The organism is Mycolicibacterium litorale (assembly GCF_010731695.1).
Classification (GTDB): domain Bacteria; phylum Actinomycetota; class Actinomycetes; order Mycobacteriales; family Mycobacteriaceae; genus Mycobacterium; species Mycobacterium litorale.
This window is the reverse complement of sequence record NZ_AP022586.1, coordinates 3,006,194-3,023,615: the sequence shown is the minus strand read 5'-3', so window position 1 is coordinate 3,023,615 and position 17,422 is coordinate 3,006,194. Positions and strand designations below refer to the sequence as shown.

The 17,422-nt window shown below is 71.0% G+C and carries 19 protein-coding genes; 14 read left to right on the top strand and 5 right to left on the bottom strand.

Annotation, left to right across the window (positions count from 1 at the left end; all coding sequences use genetic code 11):
* Nucleotides 1-4 precede the first annotated feature (4 nt).
* Genes G6N30_RS14355 through G6N30_RS14320 form a run of 8 tightly spaced genes read left to right on the top strand, consistent with a single transcriptional unit; the run spans nucleotide 5 to nucleotide 9,091 of the window.
* Nucleotides 5-1,660, top strand: coding sequence for a carbamoyltransferase family protein (locus G6N30_RS14355; protein ID WP_134053852.1), 1,656 nt, complete (start codon nucleotides 5-7; stop codon nucleotides 1,658-1,660).
* A complete protein-coding gene (locus G6N30_RS14350) occupies nucleotides 1,657-3,162 on the top strand; it encodes an HAD-IIIA family hydrolase (RefSeq protein ID WP_234880133.1) in 1,506 nt (501 codons plus the stop codon). The genes G6N30_RS14355 and G6N30_RS14350 overlap by 4 nt, the downstream gene beginning before the upstream one ends.
* A complete protein-coding gene (locus G6N30_RS14345; protein ID WP_134053848.1) occupies nucleotides 3,159-4,178 on the top strand; it encodes a glycosyltransferase family 9 protein in 1,020 nt (339 codons plus the stop codon). The genes G6N30_RS14350 and G6N30_RS14345 overlap by 4 nt, the downstream gene beginning before the upstream one ends.
* Nucleotides 4,175-4,741 carry a D-sedoheptulose-7-phosphate isomerase gene (locus G6N30_RS14340; protein ID WP_134053846.1) on the top strand — a complete coding sequence of 189 codons (567 nt, stop codon included), beginning with the start codon at nucleotides 4,175-4,177 and terminating at the stop codon, nucleotides 4,739-4,741. The genes G6N30_RS14345 and G6N30_RS14340 overlap by 4 nt, the downstream gene beginning before the upstream one ends.
* On the top strand, nucleotides 4,734-6,137 hold the full coding sequence (locus G6N30_RS14335) for a PfkB family carbohydrate kinase (RefSeq protein WP_234880132.1): 1,404 nt from the start codon (nucleotides 4,734-4,736) through the stop codon (nucleotides 6,135-6,137). The genes G6N30_RS14340 and G6N30_RS14335 overlap by 8 nt, the downstream gene beginning before the upstream one ends.
* Nucleotides 6,138-6,153: 16 nt before the next feature.
* Complete coding sequence (locus G6N30_RS14330; protein ID WP_134053843.1) at nucleotides 6,154-6,861, top strand: SDR family oxidoreductase; 708 nt, start codon at nucleotides 6,154-6,156, stop codon at nucleotides 6,859-6,861.
* Entirely contained in the window at nucleotides 6,852-7,805 is a 954-nt protein-coding gene (locus tag G6N30_RS14325; protein ID WP_134053841.1) for a glycosyltransferase family 9 protein, read from the top strand. The genes G6N30_RS14330 and G6N30_RS14325 overlap by 10 nt, the downstream gene beginning before the upstream one ends.
* Complete coding sequence (locus G6N30_RS14320; protein WP_134053839.1) at nucleotides 7,802-9,091, top strand: UDP-glucose dehydrogenase family protein; 1,290 nt, start codon at nucleotides 7,802-7,804, stop codon at nucleotides 9,089-9,091. The genes G6N30_RS14325 and G6N30_RS14320 overlap by 4 nt, the downstream gene beginning before the upstream one ends.
* Before the next feature lie 13 nt (nucleotides 9,092-9,104).
* On the opposite strand, the gene G6N30_RS14315 is transcribed toward G6N30_RS14320, so the two are convergent.
* Nucleotides 9,105-10,121 (bottom strand): DNA topoisomerase IB, encoded by a 1,017-nt coding sequence (locus G6N30_RS14315; protein ID WP_134053837.1) that lies wholly within the window; start codon nucleotides 10,119-10,121, stop codon nucleotides 9,105-9,107.
* 299 nt (nucleotides 10,122-10,420) lie between these two features.
* Between G6N30_RS14315 and G6N30_RS14310 the strand changes: the two genes are divergently transcribed.
* On the top strand, nucleotides 10,421-10,855 hold the full coding sequence (locus tag G6N30_RS14310) for an ATP-binding protein (RefSeq protein WP_134053835.1): 435 nt from the start codon (nucleotides 10,421-10,423) through the stop codon (nucleotides 10,853-10,855).
* Nucleotides 10,852-11,643: an RNA polymerase sigma factor SigF gene (locus G6N30_RS14305; protein ID WP_134053833.1), complete on the top strand. Its 792-nt coding sequence runs from the start codon at nucleotides 10,852-10,854 to the stop codon at nucleotides 11,641-11,643. The genes G6N30_RS14310 and G6N30_RS14305 overlap by 4 nt, the downstream gene beginning before the upstream one ends.
* Here G6N30_RS14305 and G6N30_RS14300 read toward each other — a convergent pair.
* Nucleotides 11,614-12,036 (bottom strand): STAS domain-containing protein, encoded by a 423-nt coding sequence (locus tag G6N30_RS14300; RefSeq protein ID WP_234880131.1) that lies wholly within the window; start codon nucleotides 12,034-12,036, stop codon nucleotides 11,614-11,616. The genes G6N30_RS14305 and G6N30_RS14300 overlap by 30 nt on opposite strands.
* A gap of 273 nt (nucleotides 12,037-12,309) precedes the next feature.
* Between G6N30_RS14300 and G6N30_RS14295 the strand changes: the two genes are divergently transcribed.
* The gene (locus G6N30_RS14295; protein ID WP_134053829.1) at nucleotides 12,310-12,855 is read left to right on the top strand and encodes a nucleotidyltransferase family protein; all 546 of its coding nucleotides are present in this window, start codon (nucleotides 12,310-12,312) and stop codon (nucleotides 12,853-12,855) included.
* A gap of 21 nt (nucleotides 12,856-12,876) precedes the next feature.
* On the opposite strand, the gene G6N30_RS14290 is transcribed toward G6N30_RS14295, so the two are convergent.
* The gene (locus tag G6N30_RS14290) at nucleotides 12,877-13,200 is read right to left on the bottom strand and encodes a hypothetical protein (protein WP_134053827.1); all 324 of its coding nucleotides are present in this window, start codon (nucleotides 13,198-13,200) and stop codon (nucleotides 12,877-12,879) included.
* 140 nt (nucleotides 13,201-13,340) lie between these two features.
* On the opposite strand from G6N30_RS14290, the gene G6N30_RS14285 reads away from it, so the two are divergent.
* Entirely contained in the window at nucleotides 13,341-14,165 is an 825-nt protein-coding gene (locus G6N30_RS14285; protein WP_134053825.1) for an alpha/beta fold hydrolase, read from the top strand.
* Nucleotides 14,166-14,168: 3 nt separating this feature from the next.
* Here the strand turns inward: G6N30_RS14285 and G6N30_RS14280 are convergent, their stop codons facing one another.
* Together G6N30_RS14280 and G6N30_RS14275 are read right to left on the bottom strand one after the other, a co-directional pair.
* Nucleotides 14,169-14,879: a GntR family transcriptional regulator gene (locus G6N30_RS14280; RefSeq protein ID WP_134053823.1), complete on the bottom strand. Its 711-nt coding sequence runs from the start codon at nucleotides 14,877-14,879 to the stop codon at nucleotides 14,169-14,171.
* Nucleotides 14,879-15,379: an HD domain-containing protein gene (locus G6N30_RS14275; RefSeq protein WP_134055279.1), complete on the bottom strand. Its 501-nt coding sequence runs from the start codon at nucleotides 15,377-15,379 to the stop codon at nucleotides 14,879-14,881. The genes G6N30_RS14280 and G6N30_RS14275 overlap by 1 nt, the downstream gene beginning before the upstream one ends.
* A gap of 134 nt (nucleotides 15,380-15,513) precedes the next feature.
* Between G6N30_RS14275 and G6N30_RS14270 the strand changes: the two genes are divergently transcribed.
* Together G6N30_RS14270 and G6N30_RS14265 are read left to right on the top strand one after the other, a co-directional pair.
* Nucleotides 15,514-16,629: a TIGR03364 family FAD-dependent oxidoreductase gene (locus G6N30_RS14270; protein ID WP_134053821.1), complete on the top strand. Its 1,116-nt coding sequence runs from the start codon at nucleotides 15,514-15,516 to the stop codon at nucleotides 16,627-16,629.
* 96 nt (nucleotides 16,630-16,725) lie between these two features.
* The gene (locus G6N30_RS14265; protein ID WP_134053819.1) at nucleotides 16,726-17,397 is read left to right on the top strand and encodes a phosphonatase-like hydrolase; all 672 of its coding nucleotides are present in this window, start codon (nucleotides 16,726-16,728) and stop codon (nucleotides 17,395-17,397) included.
* Nucleotides 17,398-17,422: the final 25 nt, after the last annotated feature.

Genomic DNA, 17,422 nt, shown 5'->3' with positions numbered 1-17,422 from the left:
ACGGATGCGAATTCTCGGCATCAACGCGGTGTTCCACGATCCGGCCGCGGCACTTGTCGTGGACGGTCAGATCGTGGCGGCCGCCGAAGAGGAACGGTTCTCCCGTCGGAAGCACGGTAAGCAGGCGGTGCCGTTCTCCACCTGGGAGATGCCGGTGGCCGCGGCGCGCTGGTGCCTGGAGCAGGCCGGCCTCACCCCTGCGGACCTCGATTCCGTCGGCTACTCCTACGACCCGAGCCTGATGGACGAGACGACCACCGGCATGGCCGGACTCGACCGGGACTGGGAGTACCTGCGCACGCTCTACGCCGAGCGGGCGCCGCGATTCCTGCAGTCCGCGCTGCCCGGACTGGACCCCAGCATCGTGCGTCATGTCCGCCACCATGTCGCGCATGCGGCGTCCGGCGCGCTGGCCTCGCCGCACCCGGACTGCGCGGTGCTGGTCGTCGACGGCCGCGGTGAGCGAGCGTCCATGCTAGCGGGCACCTACCGCGATCAGAAGATCGATGTGCTTGCCACACAGTCACTTCCGCACTCACTGGGGCTGTTCTACGAGGAGCTCACCGAACACCTCGGGTTCGCGCGCTCCAGCGACGAGTACAAGGTGATGGCCATGGCGTCCTACGGCACGCCGAGATTCGCCGGCCGGTTGCGGGACTCCGTGTACGCCACCGGCGACGGCGGTTTCCGCACCGAACCGGTCGACTGGGAGTCGTTCACCCCGAAACGCAAGGCGGGCGCGGGTAAAGGTCATGCCCTGGACCGTCCGGAACCCGAACACGCCGACCTGGCGTGCAGCGTGCAGCACGTGGTCGAGGAGTTGCTGCTCGACCTGGTGGGCTGGCTGCGCGGACGGACCGACTCCGACAACCTGTGCCTGGCCGGAGGAGTGGCGCTCAACTGCGTCGCCAACTCGAAGATCTTCGCCCGCGGTGGCTTCGACAACGTCTGGGTGCAGCCGGCGGCGGGCGATTCGGGCACGGCGCTCGGGGCCGCGCTGTCCCTGGCCGGTGAGGCCGGCGAGCCGATCAGCCCGATGCCGTCGGCCTCGCTGGGCCGCGGTTTCACCGACGACGAGATCGAGGCGACGCTGCGCGAAGCGGCGGTCCCGTTCGAACGCCCGGACGACTTCGCCGCCGCGGTCGGTGATGCGCTGGCCGATGACAAGCTGATCGGCTGGTTCCAGGGCCGGGCCGAGTTCGGGCCCCGTGCCCTGGGCAATCGGTCGCTGCTCGCCGACCCCCGCCGCATCGAGAACCTGGAGCGGCTCAACACCGTCAAGGGGCGCGAGCAGTTCCGGCCGGTGGCGCCCATGGTGCTGGCCGAGCGGGCCGGCGACATCTTCTCGGGCGGCCCGATTCCGAGCCGGTACATGCTGTTCGTGCACGAGGTCGCCGAGCAGTGGCGCTCCCGGATCCCCGCGGTCACCCACGTCGACAACACCGCCCGCATCCAGACCGTCGACGACAGCCAGCCGCTGCTGCACGCCACCATCAGCCGGTTCGCCGAACGCACCGGGGTGCCGGTGGTCGTCAACACCAGCTTCAACACCGCGGGCCGCCCGATGGTCGACAGTCCCCGCGACGCGCTGGAATGCTTCGGCAGCAGTCCCATCGACGTGCTCGCGATCGGGCCCTTCCTGGTGCGGAGGGCCGTGTGACGGCAGCGCAGACCGCATCGTTCTCGATCGTCGTCCCGACGATCGGCCGGGAGTCGCTGCACCGGCTGCTCGCCGCGCTCGAAGCCGAAAGCGGGCCCCCGCCCGAAGCCGTGGTCATCGTCGACGATCGCCCCGGGGATGCGCCCGCGCTCACCGTGCACAGCGGCCTCCCGGTCACGGTGCTGCGCAGCGGCGGTCGCGGACCGGCAGCCGCGCGCAACACGGGCTGGCGGGCCACGCGCACCCGCTGGGTGTGCTTCGTCGACGACGACGTCGTCCCGCAACCCGGCTGGCTGGCGGCCCTTGCCGCCGATCTGCGCGGCGCCGACACCACCGGGGCCGCGGGCACCCAGGCGGTCATCGAGGTGCCCAGCGTCGAGGGCCGGCGCGCCACCGACGACGAGAAGCGCACCCAGCGCCTGGCCGACGCCCGGTGGATCACCGCGGACATGGCGTACCGGCGCGACGTGCTGGTGGCGGTCGGCGGTTTCGACGAGCGGTTCCCGCGGGCCTACCGGGAGGACTCGGACATCGCGCTGCGAATCACGCTGCAGGGCAATGAGATCACCCAGGGTGCCCGGCGCTCCACCCATCCGGTCGCGCCGGCGTCGCTGTTGAGCAGCGTGCGTGCGCAGATCGGCAACCGCGACAACGCATTGATGCGGCGCAAGTTCGGCAGACGCTGGCGACCGGCGGTCGGCGAGGGCCGCGGCCGGCTACCCGCGCACACCGCGACGACCGCCGCCGCGGCCGTCGCCACGGTGGCGGCGCTGGCAGGACGACGGCGCGCTGCCGCGGGGGCCGCCGCCACATGGCTGGGGCTGACGCTCGAGTTCACCGCGCGCCGGTTCCTCGCGGGACCGCGCACCGCGCCCGAGGCGGCCCGGATGCTGCTCACCAGCGCCCTGATCCCGCCGGTGGCCATGTACCACCGGCTACGCGGCGAGTGGGCGTTCCGCGGTGCGCGACGCGACCCGCCGCTGGCCGTCCTGCTCGACCGCGACGACACCATCATCGTGGACGGGCCGTACCTGAACGACCCGGCCGGGGTGAAGCCGATGCCCGGTGCGGTCGACGCCCTGAGCCGGTTACGCGACCGCGGCCTGCTGCTCGCCGTGGTGACCAACCAGTCCGGGGTCGCGAAGGGGTTGATCACCGACGAGCAGCTCGCCGCGGTCAACGCCCGGGTCGACGCCGAACTCGGGCCGTTCGACTCGTGGCAGATCTGCGTGCACGACAACGACGACGGATGTGCGTGCCGCAAACCGGCACCTGGGATGGTGCGGGCCGCGGCTGAGGCACTCGGCGTCGACCCGGCGCGGTGCGTGATGATCGGCGACACCGGCGGCGACGTGAACGCCGCCCTCTCGGCGCGCGCCGATGCGGTGCTCGTACCCACCGAACGCACGCTGCGCCACGAGATCTCCGACGCCAGCACCAGGGCGCGGGTGGCCGCGACGATCGAGGATGCGGTGGAGATGATCCTTCGGGACACGCGATGACGAAGGCTCTGGTGGCGCGCCTGGACAGTGCCGGTGACGTGTTGATCACCGGACCTGCCGTCCGCGCGGTCGCCGAGCACCACGATTCGGTGACGTTCCTCTCCGGACCCAGGGGGCGGGCGGCCGCCGAGTTGCTGCCCGGTGTCGACGAGATCGTCGAATGGCAGGCGCCCTGGGTGGATTTCGACTCGCCGGAGCTGACCGCAGGCCACGTCGAGTCGCTGGTCAAACAACTGCGGGACATCCGGCCGGACCGCGCCTTCGTCTTCACGTCGTTCCACCAGTCCCCGCTGCCCCTCGCGCTGATCCTGCGGATGGCCTCGGTGCCGTGGGTGGGGGCGATCAGCGAGGACTATCCGGGCACACTGCTCGACCTGCGCCACCATGTCGAACCGGGGATCCCGGAACCGGAACGCGCACTGTCACTGGCCCGGGCAGGGGACTGCGCGCTGCCCGACGGCGACGACGGGGCGCTGCGGGTGCGTCCGCCGGCGCCGCTGACCGGGGATCTCGCCGAGATCGCCGCCGCCGGACCGTACGTGGTGTTCCACCCCGGAGCGGCGGTACCCGCCCGCCGGCCCAGCGCACACCGCAGCGAAGAGATGGTTGCGGCGCTGACGGCCGCCGGGCACCGGGTCGTCGTGACCGGTGACGCTGCGGAGAAAGACCTCACCCGTCAGGTCGCCGCCGACGTGGCGCTCGACCTCGGGGGCCGCACGACGCTGCCCACACTGGCCGCGCTGTACGCAGCGGCCCGGGTGGTGGTCGTGCCCAACACCGGCCCCGCACACCTGGCCGCCGCCGTCGGCGTGCCGGTGGTCTCACTGTTCGCGCCGGTGGTGCCGGCGTCGCAGTGGAGTCCCTACGGCCGCACCGTGCTTCGCCTGGGCGACCAGGAGGCGCCGTGCCGGCTCACCCGTGCCCGCACCTGTCCGGTACCCGGCCATCCGTGTCTGGACGGCATCAGCGACAGCGAACTGCTCGCCGCGGTCGATCGATTGGGAGGAGAACCATGATCGAGACGCACATTTCCGCACTCGCCGAGGCGTTGACCCGCATCGGCGTCGAGACGCCACGGGTGAACGCCTGGGGCAGGCACCTGGCCGGGGTGCTGACCTCCGGAGGCCGGTTGCTGGCCTGCGGCAACGGTGGCAGCGCCGCCGAGGCACAGCATCTGACCGCCGAACTCGTCGGGCGGTTCATGGGTGAACGAATACCGTTGTCCGCCATCTCCTTGCACGCGGACACCTCCGCACTCACCGCGATCGCCAACGACTACGGCGTCGAAGAGGTCTTCGCCAGGGGGGTGCGCGCCCATGGCAGGCCCGGCGACGTGCTGGTCACCCTGTCCACGAGCGGCACCAGCCCCAACGTGCTGGCGGCGGTGAAGGCCGGCCACGAAATGGGGCTGACGTGCTGGGCGCTGACCGGTCCGGCGCCGAATCCGCTCGCGGCGATGTGTGACGACGCGATCTGCGTCGACGCTCCCAGCGGTGCGACCGTGCAGGAGATCCACCTGCTGCTGGTGCACGGGCTGTGCATGGCCGTCGACGACGTGGTGGGAGCGCCCCGTGGCTGAACCCCTCGTCATCATCGGCGACTCGATGCTCGACGTCGACATCGAGGGCAGCGCCACCCGGTTGAGCCCCGAGGCGCCGGTCCCCGTCGTCGACGCCGAGCGCACCTGGCACCGCCCCGGCGGCGCCGGCCTGGCCGCGGTACTGGCCGCCCGGGTGGACCGGGACGTCGTCCTGGTCACCGCGCTGGCCGACGACGCCGACGGCCACGCGCTGGCCTCGCTGCTCGAGGAGGCCGGGGTGCGGGTGGTGGCGCTGCCGCTCACCGGGAGCACGGTGTGCAAGACCAGAATCCGTGCCGCGGGGCAGTCGATGCTGCGCCTCGACCACGGCGACGGCACAGCGGCGGGTGGTGACCTGCCCGACGAGGTGGCCGTGGTGCTCAACGCCGCGCGCGCGGTGTGTGTGGCCGACTACGGCCGTGGCGTCTGCGCACATCCCGGCGTCCGACAGCTGCTGACCGACGTTGCCGAGCGCATCCCCGTGGTGTGGGATCCGCACCCACGCGGAGCCGCCCCGATATCCGGTTGCTGGCTGGTGACCCCGAATCAGGCTGAGGCCGAACGGTTCTCCGAACGCGGTGACAGCGATGCGCACTCGGCCGAACGGCTGCGCCAGCGGTGGCGTGCCCACGCGGTGTGCGTCACCCTCGGCGCCGGGGGAGCGGTGCTGGCCAGTGAGGCCGGCAGCGTCCACATCCCGGTGCCCGCGGCGGCGGGGGTGTCCACCGGCCGCCGTGACACCTGCGGTGCCGGCGACCGGTTCGCGGTCGCGGCGACACAGGCGTTCGGCGCGGGTGACGACGCCGCGGCCGCGGTCAGCGCGGCCGTCGAATCGGCGAGCCGATTCGTGACCACCGGCGGCGCCGTCGGGGTGTCGCGCGCTGTCGCGGTCGGCGGACGCCGGGCGGCAAGCCAGTCCAGCGCGCTGACCGGCGACATCACCGAGGTGCGGGACCGGCTGCGCAGGCGCGGTGGCACGCTGGTGGCCACCGGTGGGTGTTTCGACCTCCTCCACACCGGCCATGTGCGGTTGCTGCACCAGGCCCGCCAGCTCGGCGACGCGCTGGTGGTCCTGCTGAACTCCGACACCTCGGTCCGGGCCCTCAAGGGCCCGAGCCGACCCGTGATGGCCGCCGAGGACCGCGCGCGCGTGCTCGCCGCGCTGGCATGCGTCGACGCGGTCGTGATCTTCGACGAGAACTCACCCGAAGCGGCGCTCGAGCGGCTCCGGCCCGACATCTGGGTCAAGGGCGGCGACTACACCGAGGCCGACCTCCCGGAAGCAGGCGTCGTGCGAAGGCACGGAGGTGAGGTGGTGCTGCTGCCCACCGTCGCCGGCTACTCCTCCTCCAATCTGATCGCTGCCGCCAGCTCGACCCACGCGGTGCGGTCGTGAACCGAAAGGACCCTGCATGACCACCCAGAACCTCGGCAACATCCTGATCACCGGCGGCGCTTCGGGACTCGGTGCCGCCACCGTGAAAGCCGTACTCCAGCACGGCGGCACACCGCTCGTGATCGACGTGAACCCGTTGCCCGCCGATCTCGGTGAGGACATCGCGTTCGTCCACTGCGACCTGTCGGACACCGGCGCCGTCGACACCGCGGTGCGTGAACTGGCCGAGCGGGTGGACGGTCGAGTGGACGGGGTGTTCACCGCCGCGGGCACCGACGCCTGCGGAAAGCTCGACGACGTCGCGGTCAAGGACTGGGAGCGGGTCATCCACGTCAACCTGCTCGGCACCGCCGCGGTGGTGCGGTCGGCGCTGCCCTATCTCAAGGCGACTCATGGCCGCATCGTCACGTGCGCCTCCACGTTGGGCATCAAGGCGGTCAGCGACGCGACCGCCTACTGTGCGTCGAAGTTCGGGGTCATCGGCTTCACCCGCGCCCTGGCCGCCGAGTTGGCCGGTGAGGTCGGCGTGACCACGCTGATCCCCGGCGGAATGCACACCGCGTTCTTCGACAACCGCGACGAGCAGTACAAGCCGCCGCCGGACGCCAAGCTCAACCAGCCCGAGAACGTCGCGGAGACAGTCATCTTCGCGCTCACCCAGCCGGCCGGATGCGAGGTGCGGGAGTTGGTGGTGGCCGCCTCGACAGAGTCGTCATGGCCCTGAGCGACACCGCCGCGCCCGACACCATCCTGGTGTTACGGGCGCTCGGGCTGGGGGATCTGCTCACCGGGGTGCCCGCGCTGCGGGGCCTGCGCCGGGCCCACCCCGACGCCCACATCGTGCTGGCCGCCCCCGAACGGTTCGGCGAACTGGCGTTGCTCACCGGCGCGGTCGACGCGGTCCAGCCCACCGCCGGACTGGGCCGGCTTCGGCCGCTGCACACCCCACCCGTGCTGGCGGTCAATCTGCACGGCAGCGGCCCCGAGAGCATCAGCGACCTGCTCGGCCTCGGTGCCCGCTCGATCCTCACCCATCGCCACGACGCGTTCCCGCAGCTGCAGGGTCCGGCGTGGCCGACCGACGTCCACGAGGTCGACCGCTGGTGCGGGCTGCTCGAATGGGCCGGAATCCCCTGCGAGCGAGCCGATCTCACCATCCCGAGACCGCCCGGGTGTCCCGACCGGTCGGGCGTCACCGTCATCCACCCCGGCGCCGCGTTCCCGGCCCGGCGGTGGCCCCCCGAACGGTTCGCCGCCGTGGCCGCCGCGCTGTACGCCGACGGCCACGACGTGGTCATCACCGGCGACGCAGGCGAAGTCGACCTGGCGCGCACGGTCGCCGCGCAGGCCGGGCTGCCCGGCAGCGCGGTCCTGGCCGGCACCCTCGGCCTGCTCGATCTCGTGGCCCTGATCAGCGACTGCCGGCTGCTGGTCTGCGGGGACACCGGCGTGGGCCACATCGCCACCGCCACCGGCACACCGTCGGTGCTGCTGTTCGGACCCACGCCGCCGAGCCTCTGGGGTCCCCGCGGCACCGGCCCCCACGCCGTCCTGTGGGCCGGTCGCGACGGCGATCCCCACGGCGACGCACCCGACCCAGGGTTGTTGGCGCTCACCGTGTCCGCGGTACTCGGGGCGGTGGACGCGTTGCGCAAGGAGCCGGTGTGAGCCCGCAGCGGGTCGGCGTGATCGGTGCCGGTTACGTCGGCCTCACGAGCGCGGTGTGCCTGGCCGAGCGGGGTCACGACACCGTGTGCGTCGACGTCGACGAAGCGCGCGTGCGCCTGCTCAACGACGGCGTCGCGACGATCGACGAACCCGACCTCCCCGAACTGCTCGAGCGGGGACTACGGACGAACACCCTGCGCTTCACCGCGCAGTACCGTGCGCTGGCCGACCGCGACGTCGTCTTCGTCTGCGTGTCCACCCCGAGCATGCCCGACGGATCGGCCGATCTGCGGGCGGTCCACGCCGCCGTCGACGATCTGGCGACCGTCCTGCGGCCCGGCGCGGTGGTGGCGCTCAAGTCGACGGTACCGGTGGGCACCACCCGGCGTGTGGGAGACCGGCTGCGCGACAGCGGGATTCACGCCGTGTCGAGTCCCGAGTTCCTGCGTGAGAGCCACGCCATCGGCGACTTCCGCCACCCCGACCGGATCCTGATCGGCGCCGACGACGACGCCCCGGCCGACACGGTCGCCTCGCTCTATCCGCCGGGTCGGGTGCTGCGGATGAGCCCCGAGAGCGCCGAGGTCGCCAAGTACGCGAGCAATGCGTTCCTGGCGGTGAAGATCTCCTACACGAACTCGCTGGCCCGGTTGTGCGCACAGGTCGGCGCCGACGTCACCGACGTCACCCGCTGTATGGGCGCCGACATCCGCATCGGCGCGCACTTCCTGCAACCGGGCCCGGGGTGGGGCGGCTCGTGTCTGCCGAAGGACACCGCCGCGCTGCTGCACACCGGACGCGAGTACGGCGTCGCCCTGCCGGAGGTCGAATCCGCCCGCGTCACGAACGCCGCGCAACCGGTGTGCATCGCCGATGCGGTCAGCCGCACCATCGGCACGCCGATCGACCAGGCCCGTGTCACGGCGCTGGGCCTCACGTTCAAGGCGGGCACCAGCGATGTGCGCGACTCACCCGCGCTCACCGTCTGCGCCGAGCTGGTGGGCCGCGGCGCGCAGGTCACCGGCTACGACCCGCGGCTCGGTGCGATCGACGGCGACATGCTGCGGGCGGTGGCGATCGTCGGTGTCGACGACCCCTACCTCGCGACGAAGGGCGCCGACGCGATCGTGTTGCTCACCGAATGGCCGCAGTTCCGTGACCTGGACTGGGCGCGCATCGCCGACCAGGCGCCCGGCGCGGTGGTCGTCGACACGCGCAACCTGCTGGACGCCGTGATGCTCGTCGAGCTCGGCCTGACCTACCTCGGCAACGGCACCGGCTTCTGACTCTTCGCGACCGTCAACTCTTCGCGACCTTGCGGATCAACCGCGCGGTGCTCCGCTCGAGTATGGCCTGGCGCTCGTCGGGGCGTTTGGCGCGTTCGGCCCGGCGGGCGGCCGCGGCGATCGTCAGCCCGGATTCGTAACCGGTCACCACCCGCGGGTCCACGTATGAGGCGCGCGCCACGGCGGGGGTGTTCCCGAGCGCCTCGGACACCTCTTTCATCACCGCCGATTCCACGCGTTTGATCACGGTCTTGTTGGCCGGCGGGTCGGCGTCGACGAACGCCGTGGCCGCCAGCACGGTGCCGTGCCAGGTGCGCAGGTCCTTCACCGAGTACTCCGCGCCGACGAGTTCCTTGAACCGGGTGTTGAGATCGTCGGAGTGGATCTCGGCCCAGCCCTGGTCACTTCGGCACGCGAAGAGCCGGTCCGGCCGGTCCGGATGGCGCAGCAGTGCCCGCACCGACTTCACCACCTCGGGGTCGTCGATGACCAGGGTGCGCCGGACCCCGCTCTTGGCGGGATAGTCGAACTCCACCGCCTGCCGCTGGAGTTTGACGTGTTCGCACAGCAGCGTGGCGATGCCGAACGAGTTGTTCTCCTCGGCGTACTGCTCGCCGCCGGCGCGGAAGTACCCGAGGTCGAGCAGGTGCAGCGCGAGCGCCAGCACCCGGTCGCGCTGCAGACCACGCCCGCCCAGATCCGCGGCGAGCTGCCGGCGCATCCCGGGCAGGGCCGCGGACATCTGCAGCACCCGGTCGAACTTCTCCTCGTTGCGTTCCTCCTGCCACTGCTGGTGATAGAGGTACTGGCGGCGTCCCGCGGCGTCCGTGCCGACCGCCTGGATGTGCCCGTTGTGATAGGGGCAGATCCACACCTTCTTCCACGCCGGCGGGATCACCAGCGCGTTGATCCGGTCGAGTGTCGCCGAGTCGGTGACGGGGTCGCCGTTGTGGTCCTGATACGAGAAACCCTTGCCGCGGCGGACCCGGCGCAGTCCGGGGCCGTTGACTACGCTGCGCCGAAGTCGCATCGACACCTACCTGGGATGGGAGTTGGGTGTTTGGCGCCGGCCGAAACCGGGGTATGGAAGGCACACCATGGTGAGCACGAGGTTGGCGCGCGCGCTGAATCGATCATCCGGCGGCCGGCACGAGCCCGGCCCCGATGAGGATGGGGGACCACCCGCCGTCGCTGTCGATCTGCTCCATGACCGGGTATTACCCGGTGAAAACTGCAGTCACACGTACGTACCTGCGACTACCGCTCGTGCCGATGGCTAGCCGTCGAACGGGCTGGGGTAGTCTCGCTTCGATATTGCCGGGAGGTCAGATGGCCGAGGTCGTCAATCAGCACAACGGGCAGGCCAACGCCGACCGTTCGGTGGAGCTGCGCGTGGCAGCGACGCTGGAGAACCTCGCGGTGCTGCGTACCCTCGTCGCCGCCGTCGGCACCTTCGAGGACCTCGACTTCGACGCCGTCTCCGACCTGCGCCTGGCGGTCGACGAAGCCTGCACCCGGCTGATCCGCTCGGCGGTCCCGAAGTCGACGCTCGTGGTCGTGGTGCACCCCAACGACTCCGAGGTCGTGGTCGACGCGTCGACGACGTGTCAGAACACCGACATCCTGGCGCCCGGCAGTTTCAGCTGGCACGTGCTCAGCTCGCTGACCGATGAGGTGCGCACCTTCTCCAACGGCCAGGGCCACGAAGACGGTCAGGTATTCGGCATCTCGCTGACGACGAGACGAGCGAGTTCGTTGCGGTGACGCCATCGTCGGCACAGGGTTCGTCGCCACGACAGAACTCTGAGTACTCGGACGTGGCCGCCATGTTCCGGGAGCTCCAGCAGCTCACCCCGGATACGCCCACGTTCCAGCGCCAGCGCGACCGCATCGTCGAACGCTGCCTGCCGCTGGCCGACCACATCGCGCGCCGATTCGATGGTCGCGGTGAACCGCGCGACGACCTGGTCCAGGTCGCCCGTGTCGGCCTGGTCAACGCCGTGATCCGCTTCGACGTCGACGCCGGTTCGGATTTCGTGTCGTTCGCGGTGCCGACCATCATGGGTGAGGTCCGGCGCCACTTCCGGGACAACAGCTGGTCGGTCAAGGTGCCCCGGCGGCTCAAGGAACTGCACCTGCGGTTGGGGTCGGCGACCGCCGAACTGTCCCAACGCCTCGGCCGCGCGCCCACGGCCAGTGAGCTCGCCGAGGAACTCGGGATGGACCGCGACGAGGTGGTCGAGGGTCTGGTGGCCGGCAGTTCCTACAACACCCTGTCGATCGACAGCGGTGGGAACAGCGGCAACGAGGACGCCCCCGCGATCGCCGACACGCTGGGCGATTTCGACATGGGGCTCGACCAGATCGAGAACCGCGAGGCGTTGCGGCCGCTGCTGGCGGCGCTTCCCGAGCGGGAGCGCATGGTGCTGCTGCTGCGGTTCTTCGAGAACCTGACCCAGACGCAGATCGCCGAACGCGTGGGCATCTCACAGATGCACGTGTCGCGGCTGCTGGCCAAATCGCTAACGCGGCTCCGCGACCAGTTGCAGTAGCGGGCGCGGCTCGCCCTGTAGTAGCGCGAGCGCCTTCTCGACGGTCTCCGACGACGGCAGCGTGGCGTCCGGATCGCAGATCCGCAGCAACCGGCTGACCGCTGCGCTGGGCACCAGGACCCAGTCGATGTCGGATCCCGCACAGCGGACGTTGAGTGTGTGCAGCGCGGAAAACCCTGCGGTGCCGAAGAATTCTACGTAGGAGAGGTCGAGGATCAGCGACTTCTGCGCATGACGCAATGCGAAGTCGGCGAAGTGTTGCGCGTTGGCGGCATCGAGTTCGCCATGAGCGGTGACGACCGTCGTCGACGACTGCGACGCGGCGACCTCGAACCGGGCGGTGCGGCAGATCGTCGGCGCCTCGGGGGAGATCGGCTGTTCGGGGAGGGACATCGGTGACTCCATCAGTCGAAGATTCGTACTGTGGCTCACGTCAGGGAAATAGGCCCTGCTGTCTCAAAACCTGGCGCCGAACCCCGGGTCGGGCCCAGCGCCTTCGTCGATGACGTTTGCGGCAGGCTGTGCGGTCAACCTGAACCGACACTACGCCGATAGTCGAGCGATAGACAGTTCGCCGTCTACTTTCTCACCAACGCTTCACCTGCGGATTCGTCGACTCGGCGGGCGACGGTCGATCGCCCGCACCGGCAGGTGACACTGGTGGGTATGTCGCAAACCTGGTCTGCGGCCGGTGTGCTGCTCGCGGCGGGCGCCGGCACTCGGTACGGCATGCCGAAAGTCCTTGCCCACGACGGCCTCTGGTTGCGCAGCGGGGTGGATGCGCTGTTCGGCGGAGGGTGTGACGACGTCGTGGTGGTGCTGGGCGCGGCCGTCGTCGACGTACCGGGTGCGGCGCGGGCGGTGGTCGCCCCGGACTGGAGTGAGGGGCTCAGCGCATCGGTGCGCGCGGGCGTGGCGGCGATCGGCCCCGCCGACGCGGCCGTCCTGCACACGGTGGACACTCCGGACGTGGGGGCCGACGTGATCCGCAGGGTCCTCGACGCGGCACGCACGGCCACCGGCGGGGTGGCGCGCGCCGTCTACCACGGCAGGCCCGGTCATCCGGTGGTGATCGCGCGGCGGCACTGGCCGGCGCTGCTCGCCTCGCTCGACGGCGACGAGGGCGCGCGGTGGTTCCTCCGGCACCGCGACGACGTCGTCGCGGTGGAGTGCGGGGACCTCGCCACCGGGAGGGACGTGGACGAACCCTGACGCTGGTTCCGGTTCGGGCGCTCAGCTCCCGAGGTCGAGTGCGGTGGCGAACCGGCGGACGGCCTCGACCGCCGCCTCGGCGGCGTCATCGTGTCCCGGGCGCGTCCGTGCGGAGACGTCGCCGGTGTCCGGCCGCAGCGCGACCTCGGCCAGCAGTTCGCCGGTGGTCGGTTCGCACACCGCCCAGGTGTAGCGGACATCGCCGGTCCAGTCGCCGGCGGCCCGGCCGACGTGGTCCGGGTCCGCCTCGCCGAGGTCCCGCAGCGCCGGGCGGTCGTCCATCAGGGCGTCGGCGCGCAGCGCCCGTAGGTACCACGCACCCGCGTTGATCTCGACCGGTTCCATGATTCGGCCTCCTTCTTCTCGCCCGGGGTGAACTCTAACGACGGAGGGACTACGTTTCCGGGGCGGCAGCGTTGCCGCGGACGCACACGCGCACACGCGCACACCGACGGCCCGGCCGTTGCCCGAGCGAGGAGAAAAGCATGCCCACCATCACCACCGACGACGGCGTCGAGATCTTCTACAAAGACTGGGGTTCGGGTCAGCCCATCGTGTTCAGCCACGGCTGGCCCTTGTCGTCGGACGACTGGGACACCCAGATGCTGTTCTTCCTGCACCGGGGCTACCGCGTGGTCGCGCACGACCGCCGCGGCCACGGCCGTTCCACGCAGACCGCCGACGGCCACGACATGGACCACTACGCCGACGATCTCGCCGCCGTCGTCGCACACCTGGACCTGCACGACGCCGTGCACGTCGGGCACTCCACCGGCGGTGGGGAAGTCGCGCACTACCTCGCCCGCCACGGCGAGAGCCGCGCCGCCAAGGCGGCGCTGATCAGCGCCGTGCCGCCACTGATGGTGCAGACCGAGAGCAATCCGGGCGGCCTGCCCAAGTCCGTCTTCGACGATCTGCAGGCGCAGTTGGCGGCCAACCGCTCCGAGTTCTACCGGGCGTTGCCGTCCGGACCGTTCTACGGCTTCAACCGGCCTGGCGCCGAACCGTCGGAGGCGATCATCCAGAACTGGTGGCGCCAGGGGATGATGGGCGGGGCCAAGGCGCACTACGACGGGATCGTCGCGTTCTCGCAGACCGACTTCACCGATGACCTGCGCAAGATCACGATCCCCGTGCTGGTGATGCACGGCGACGACGATCAGATCGTCCCGTACGCGGACTCCGGGCCGCTCTCGGCCGAACTGCTGGCCAACGGCACCCTCAAGACCTACGCCGGCTTCCCGCACGGGATGCCCACCACACAGGCGGACACGATCAACGCCGATCTGCTGGAGTTCATCCGCTCCTGACCGTCACCGGTCGGCGAGGAATGTCTCGAAGGCCACCCGATCGCCGCGGTAGATCGCACGCACCAACTCGATCGGGTGGTCGGCCACGTCGACCGTGCGCCGGTTCAGCATGAGCACCGGCATCGCGGTGGTGGTGCCGAGCAGTGCCGCCTCCCGCGGTGACGGCAGGGCGGTCTCGATCCGCTCGAGCGCGGCGCCGAACTCGACGCCGGATGCGCGCAGCGCCGCATAGAGCGAGGTGGCCGGATCGAAAGACTCCCGCAACCAGCCGAACCGCGCCACGGTCAGGTAGGTGCTCTCCAGTCCGATCCGGTCGCCGTCGGCCAGCAGGACCCGTTCGAGGTGCATCACCTTGGCCCCGCGCCGCACACCGAGAGCGGTGGCCATCTCCGCGTCGGCACGAACGTCGTCCCAGGAGACCAGGACGCGGCCCGGCGTGCGGCCCATCCGCTCGGCGCCCTCGGTGTAGGACCGCAGCGACAGCGGTTGCACCAGTTTGGGCTTCGCGACGACGGTGCCGCGGCCGCGGCGTTCGATGCGGCCCTCGACGAGCAGCTCGTGGAGGGCCTGGCGCACCGTTTCCCGTGCCACGCCGAAGCGAACGGCCAGTTCGCGCTCGGCGGGGACGGCGTCGCCGATGTCCAGTCCCGCCAGCAGGCTGTCGAGTTCGGTTCGCACCAGATGGGTCTTGGACACCTTGATCGCGCCGGCCATCACGCCGGCCCCGCCCCGGCGGCCGCGACGCGTTCGGCCAACCCCGCCACCGTGTCGATGTCGGTCCCGCGTGCGGTGGGGTTCTTGGCCGCGTCGTCGAAACGCCTCAGCCGCAACGCGTCCGGCCACCACGGGTGCGCGACGAAGGCCGGATCGACCGCGGCGCCGCCCTGCGCGTGCAGCGAGGCGACCGAGACGTCGGACAGGGTCCGGGCGTAGGCGGGTTCGGTCGCGGCGAGATAGCGCTTCGCGGCGACGTGGGCGCCGGCCAGCCACCCCACGCGGGCACCGAACCGGGGTGTGAGCCAGTCACGGGCCACCCGGTCGTGCGGCACCGAACCGCAGGCGAGCAACGAGCTGTGGCCGATGTCGTGCAGCGCCGACGCGAGGACCAGTTCGTCGTCGGCGCCGTCGTCGAGGGCGCGGGCTGCGGACTGCAGCGCGTGGTCGAGTTCATCGACGGCCAGTTCGTCCCATACCCCGCGCAGGGACTCGAGCATGGTGATCGTCTGCTCCCGGATCGACACGGGCACAGCGTAACAGCAATTGGTCTATACCAATGGTTCACCTGGCGTTCGCCTGCCGCCCACCTCGGCGTCGGCGCCCGGTCGCCGGGCGGCGGGAGGGTGCGCCCATGCGCATCATCATCGTCGGTGGCGGGATCCTCGGCACCGCACACGCCATGGAGGCGGTCCGGCGCGGCCACCACGTCGTCCACCTCGAACGCGAACCGGAAGCACGCGGCGCCACGGTGCGCAACTTCGGGCTCGTCTGGGTGTCGGGCCGGACCCGCGGTGAACTCGACGCCGCCCTGCGTGCCCGCGAACTGTGGGAGCGGCTCGGTGCGGCGGTGCCCGGCATCGGGTTCCGTCCGACGGGCTCGCTGACCCTGCTGCGCACACCGGCCGAGCTCGCGGTGGCCGAGGAGGTCGCCGGACGATCCGACGCCGCCGCGCGCGGCTTCACCGTCCTCGACCCCGACGAAGCACGCACGCTCAATCCCGCGCTGCGGGGCAAGTTCGTTGCCGCGCTGCACTGTTCGCGCGACGCGGCCGTGGAATCCCGCCAAGCCCTGCCGGCGATCCGCGCGTATCTGTCCGCGACGGGCCGGTACACCTTCCTGCCTGCGACCGAAGTGCGGGCGGTGTCGGGCCACGGCGTTCGCGACGACCACGGCACGCAGCACGACGGGGACCTCGTCGTCGTGTGTACCGGCGCGGCCCACGGTGGGCTGGTCCGCGAGCTCGCCGGCGAGCTGCCGGTGCGCCGGGTGCGGCTGCAGATGATGCAGACGGCTCCGCTGGGCGAACAGTTCCCGACCGCGATCGCCGACGGCGACAGCATGCGCTACTACCCGGGTTTCGCGGGTGCCGCCGCGGACGATCTCGCGCGTACCCAGCCGCAGGACGTGGTCGCCGAACACCATCACATGCAACTGCTGTGTGTGCAGCGGCTGCACGGCGGGCTGACGATCGGCGACACCCACGAGTACGCCGAACCGTTCACCTTCGACGTGTCCGAGGGTCCGTACACATACCTCACCGGGCTGGTCGAAGAGCTGCTGGGGCGCCCACTTCCGCCGGTCGAACGACGCTGGGCGGGGGTGTACAGCCAGTGCATCGATCCGGGCGAACTGGTCTGCCGCCGGTCGCCGGACGCCGCTGTCCACATCGTGACGGGGCCGGGCGGTCGCGGGATGACGCTCGGCCCGGCGATCGCCGAGCAGACCGCCGACCTCATCGGCCTGTGACCTCCGATTGGTATAGACCGATTCTTCGGAAGCTGTTAACCCCGCGTTCCGGCCCGCGGAACCGCCAGGCACACAACGCATCAGAGAGTGATCCGCATGCAAACAGAACTCGCAGTACTCGACATGGCAGGCACCACCGTGCGCGACGACGGGCTGGTGATCCGCGCCTTCGACGAGGCTGCGACCGCCGTAGGACTGCCCGAGGCCGGCCCCGAGCGTGACCGCGCCCGACGGTACGTGCTCGACACCATGGGCCAGTCCAAGATCGAGGTCTTCGGTGCTCTGTTCGGCACCGACGAGCGCGCCCGGGAAGCCAACGCCGCCTTCGAGCAGGCCTACGGAGATTTCGTGGACGGCGACGTGAGCCCCATTCCCGGCGCGGCGGAGGCGATTTCGGCGTTACGCGATGCGGGCGTCCGGGTGGCGCTGACCACCGGATTCAGCCCGGCGACCCAGCAGCGCATCCTCGACGCGCTGGGCTGGGGCGACATCGCCGATGTGGTGCTCGCACCCGGGCCGGGCGTGCGTGGCCGGCCTCATCCCGACCTGGTGCTCACCGCGCTCATGCGCGCCGGCGTCGACGACGTGCGCAAGGTCGCCGTCGTCGGGGACACCTCGACCGACATCGTGTGCGGCCTGCGGGCCGGCGCCGCGACGGTCGCCGGGGTCCTGACCGGTGCCCACGACGAACCCGCGCTGCGCGCCGCAGGCGCTTCCCACGTGCTCGACTCCGTCGCCGCGCTGCCCGACCTCCTGCTCGCCGCCTGAAACCACTCGAAAAGGACTGCTGCAC

Bases quoted from the DNA above. Each gene is read 5' to 3' on its own strand.
- G6N30_RS14315 (WP_134053837.1), bottom strand. From the start codon at position 10,121: ATGCGACTTCGGCGCAGCGTAGTCAACGGCCCCGGACTGCGCCGGGTC.
- G6N30_RS14345 (WP_134053848.1), top strand. From the start codon at position 3,159: ATGACGAAGGCTCTGGTGGCGCGCCTGGACAGTGCCGGTGACGTGTTG.
- G6N30_RS14270 (WP_134053821.1), top strand. From the start codon at position 15,514: ATGCGCATCATCATCGTCGGTGGCGGGATCCTCGGCACCGCACACGCC.
- G6N30_RS14310 (WP_134053835.1), top strand. From the start codon at position 10,421: ATGGCCGAGGTCGTCAATCAGCACAACGGGCAGGCCAACGCCGACCGT.
- G6N30_RS14265 (WP_134053819.1), top strand. From the start codon at position 16,726: ATGCAAACAGAACTCGCAGTACTCGACATGGCAGGCACCACCGTGCGC.
- G6N30_RS14355 (WP_134053852.1), top strand. From the start codon at position 5: ATGCGAATTCTCGGCATCAACGCGGTGTTCCACGATCCGGCCGCGGCA.
- G6N30_RS14290 (WP_134053827.1), bottom strand. From the start codon at position 13,200: ATGGAACCGGTCGAGATCAACGCGGGTGCGTGGTACCTACGGGCGCTG.
- G6N30_RS14300 (WP_234880131.1), bottom strand. From the start codon at position 12,036: ATGTCCCTCCCCGAACAGCCGATCTCCCCCGAGGCGCCGACGATCTGC.
- G6N30_RS14295 (WP_134053829.1), top strand. From the start codon at position 12,310: ATGTCGCAAACCTGGTCTGCGGCCGGTGTGCTGCTCGCGGCGGGCGCC.
- G6N30_RS14330 (WP_134053843.1), top strand. From the start codon at position 6,154: ATGACCACCCAGAACCTCGGCAACATCCTGATCACCGGCGGCGCTTCG.
- G6N30_RS14340 (WP_134053846.1), top strand. From the start codon at position 4,175: ATGATCGAGACGCACATTTCCGCACTCGCCGAGGCGTTGACCCGCATC.
- G6N30_RS14275 (WP_134055279.1), bottom strand. From the start codon at position 15,379: ATGCTCGAGTCCCTGCGCGGGGTATGGGACGAACTGGCCGTCGATGAA.
- G6N30_RS14285 (WP_134053825.1), top strand. From the start codon at position 13,341: ATGCCCACCATCACCACCGACGACGGCGTCGAGATCTTCTACAAAGAC.
- G6N30_RS14325 (WP_134053841.1), top strand. From the start codon at position 6,852: ATGGCCCTGAGCGACACCGCCGCGCCCGACACCATCCTGGTGTTACGG.
- G6N30_RS14280 (WP_134053823.1), bottom strand. From the start codon at position 14,879: ATGGCCGGCGCGATCAAGGTGTCCAAGACCCATCTGGTGCGAACCGAA.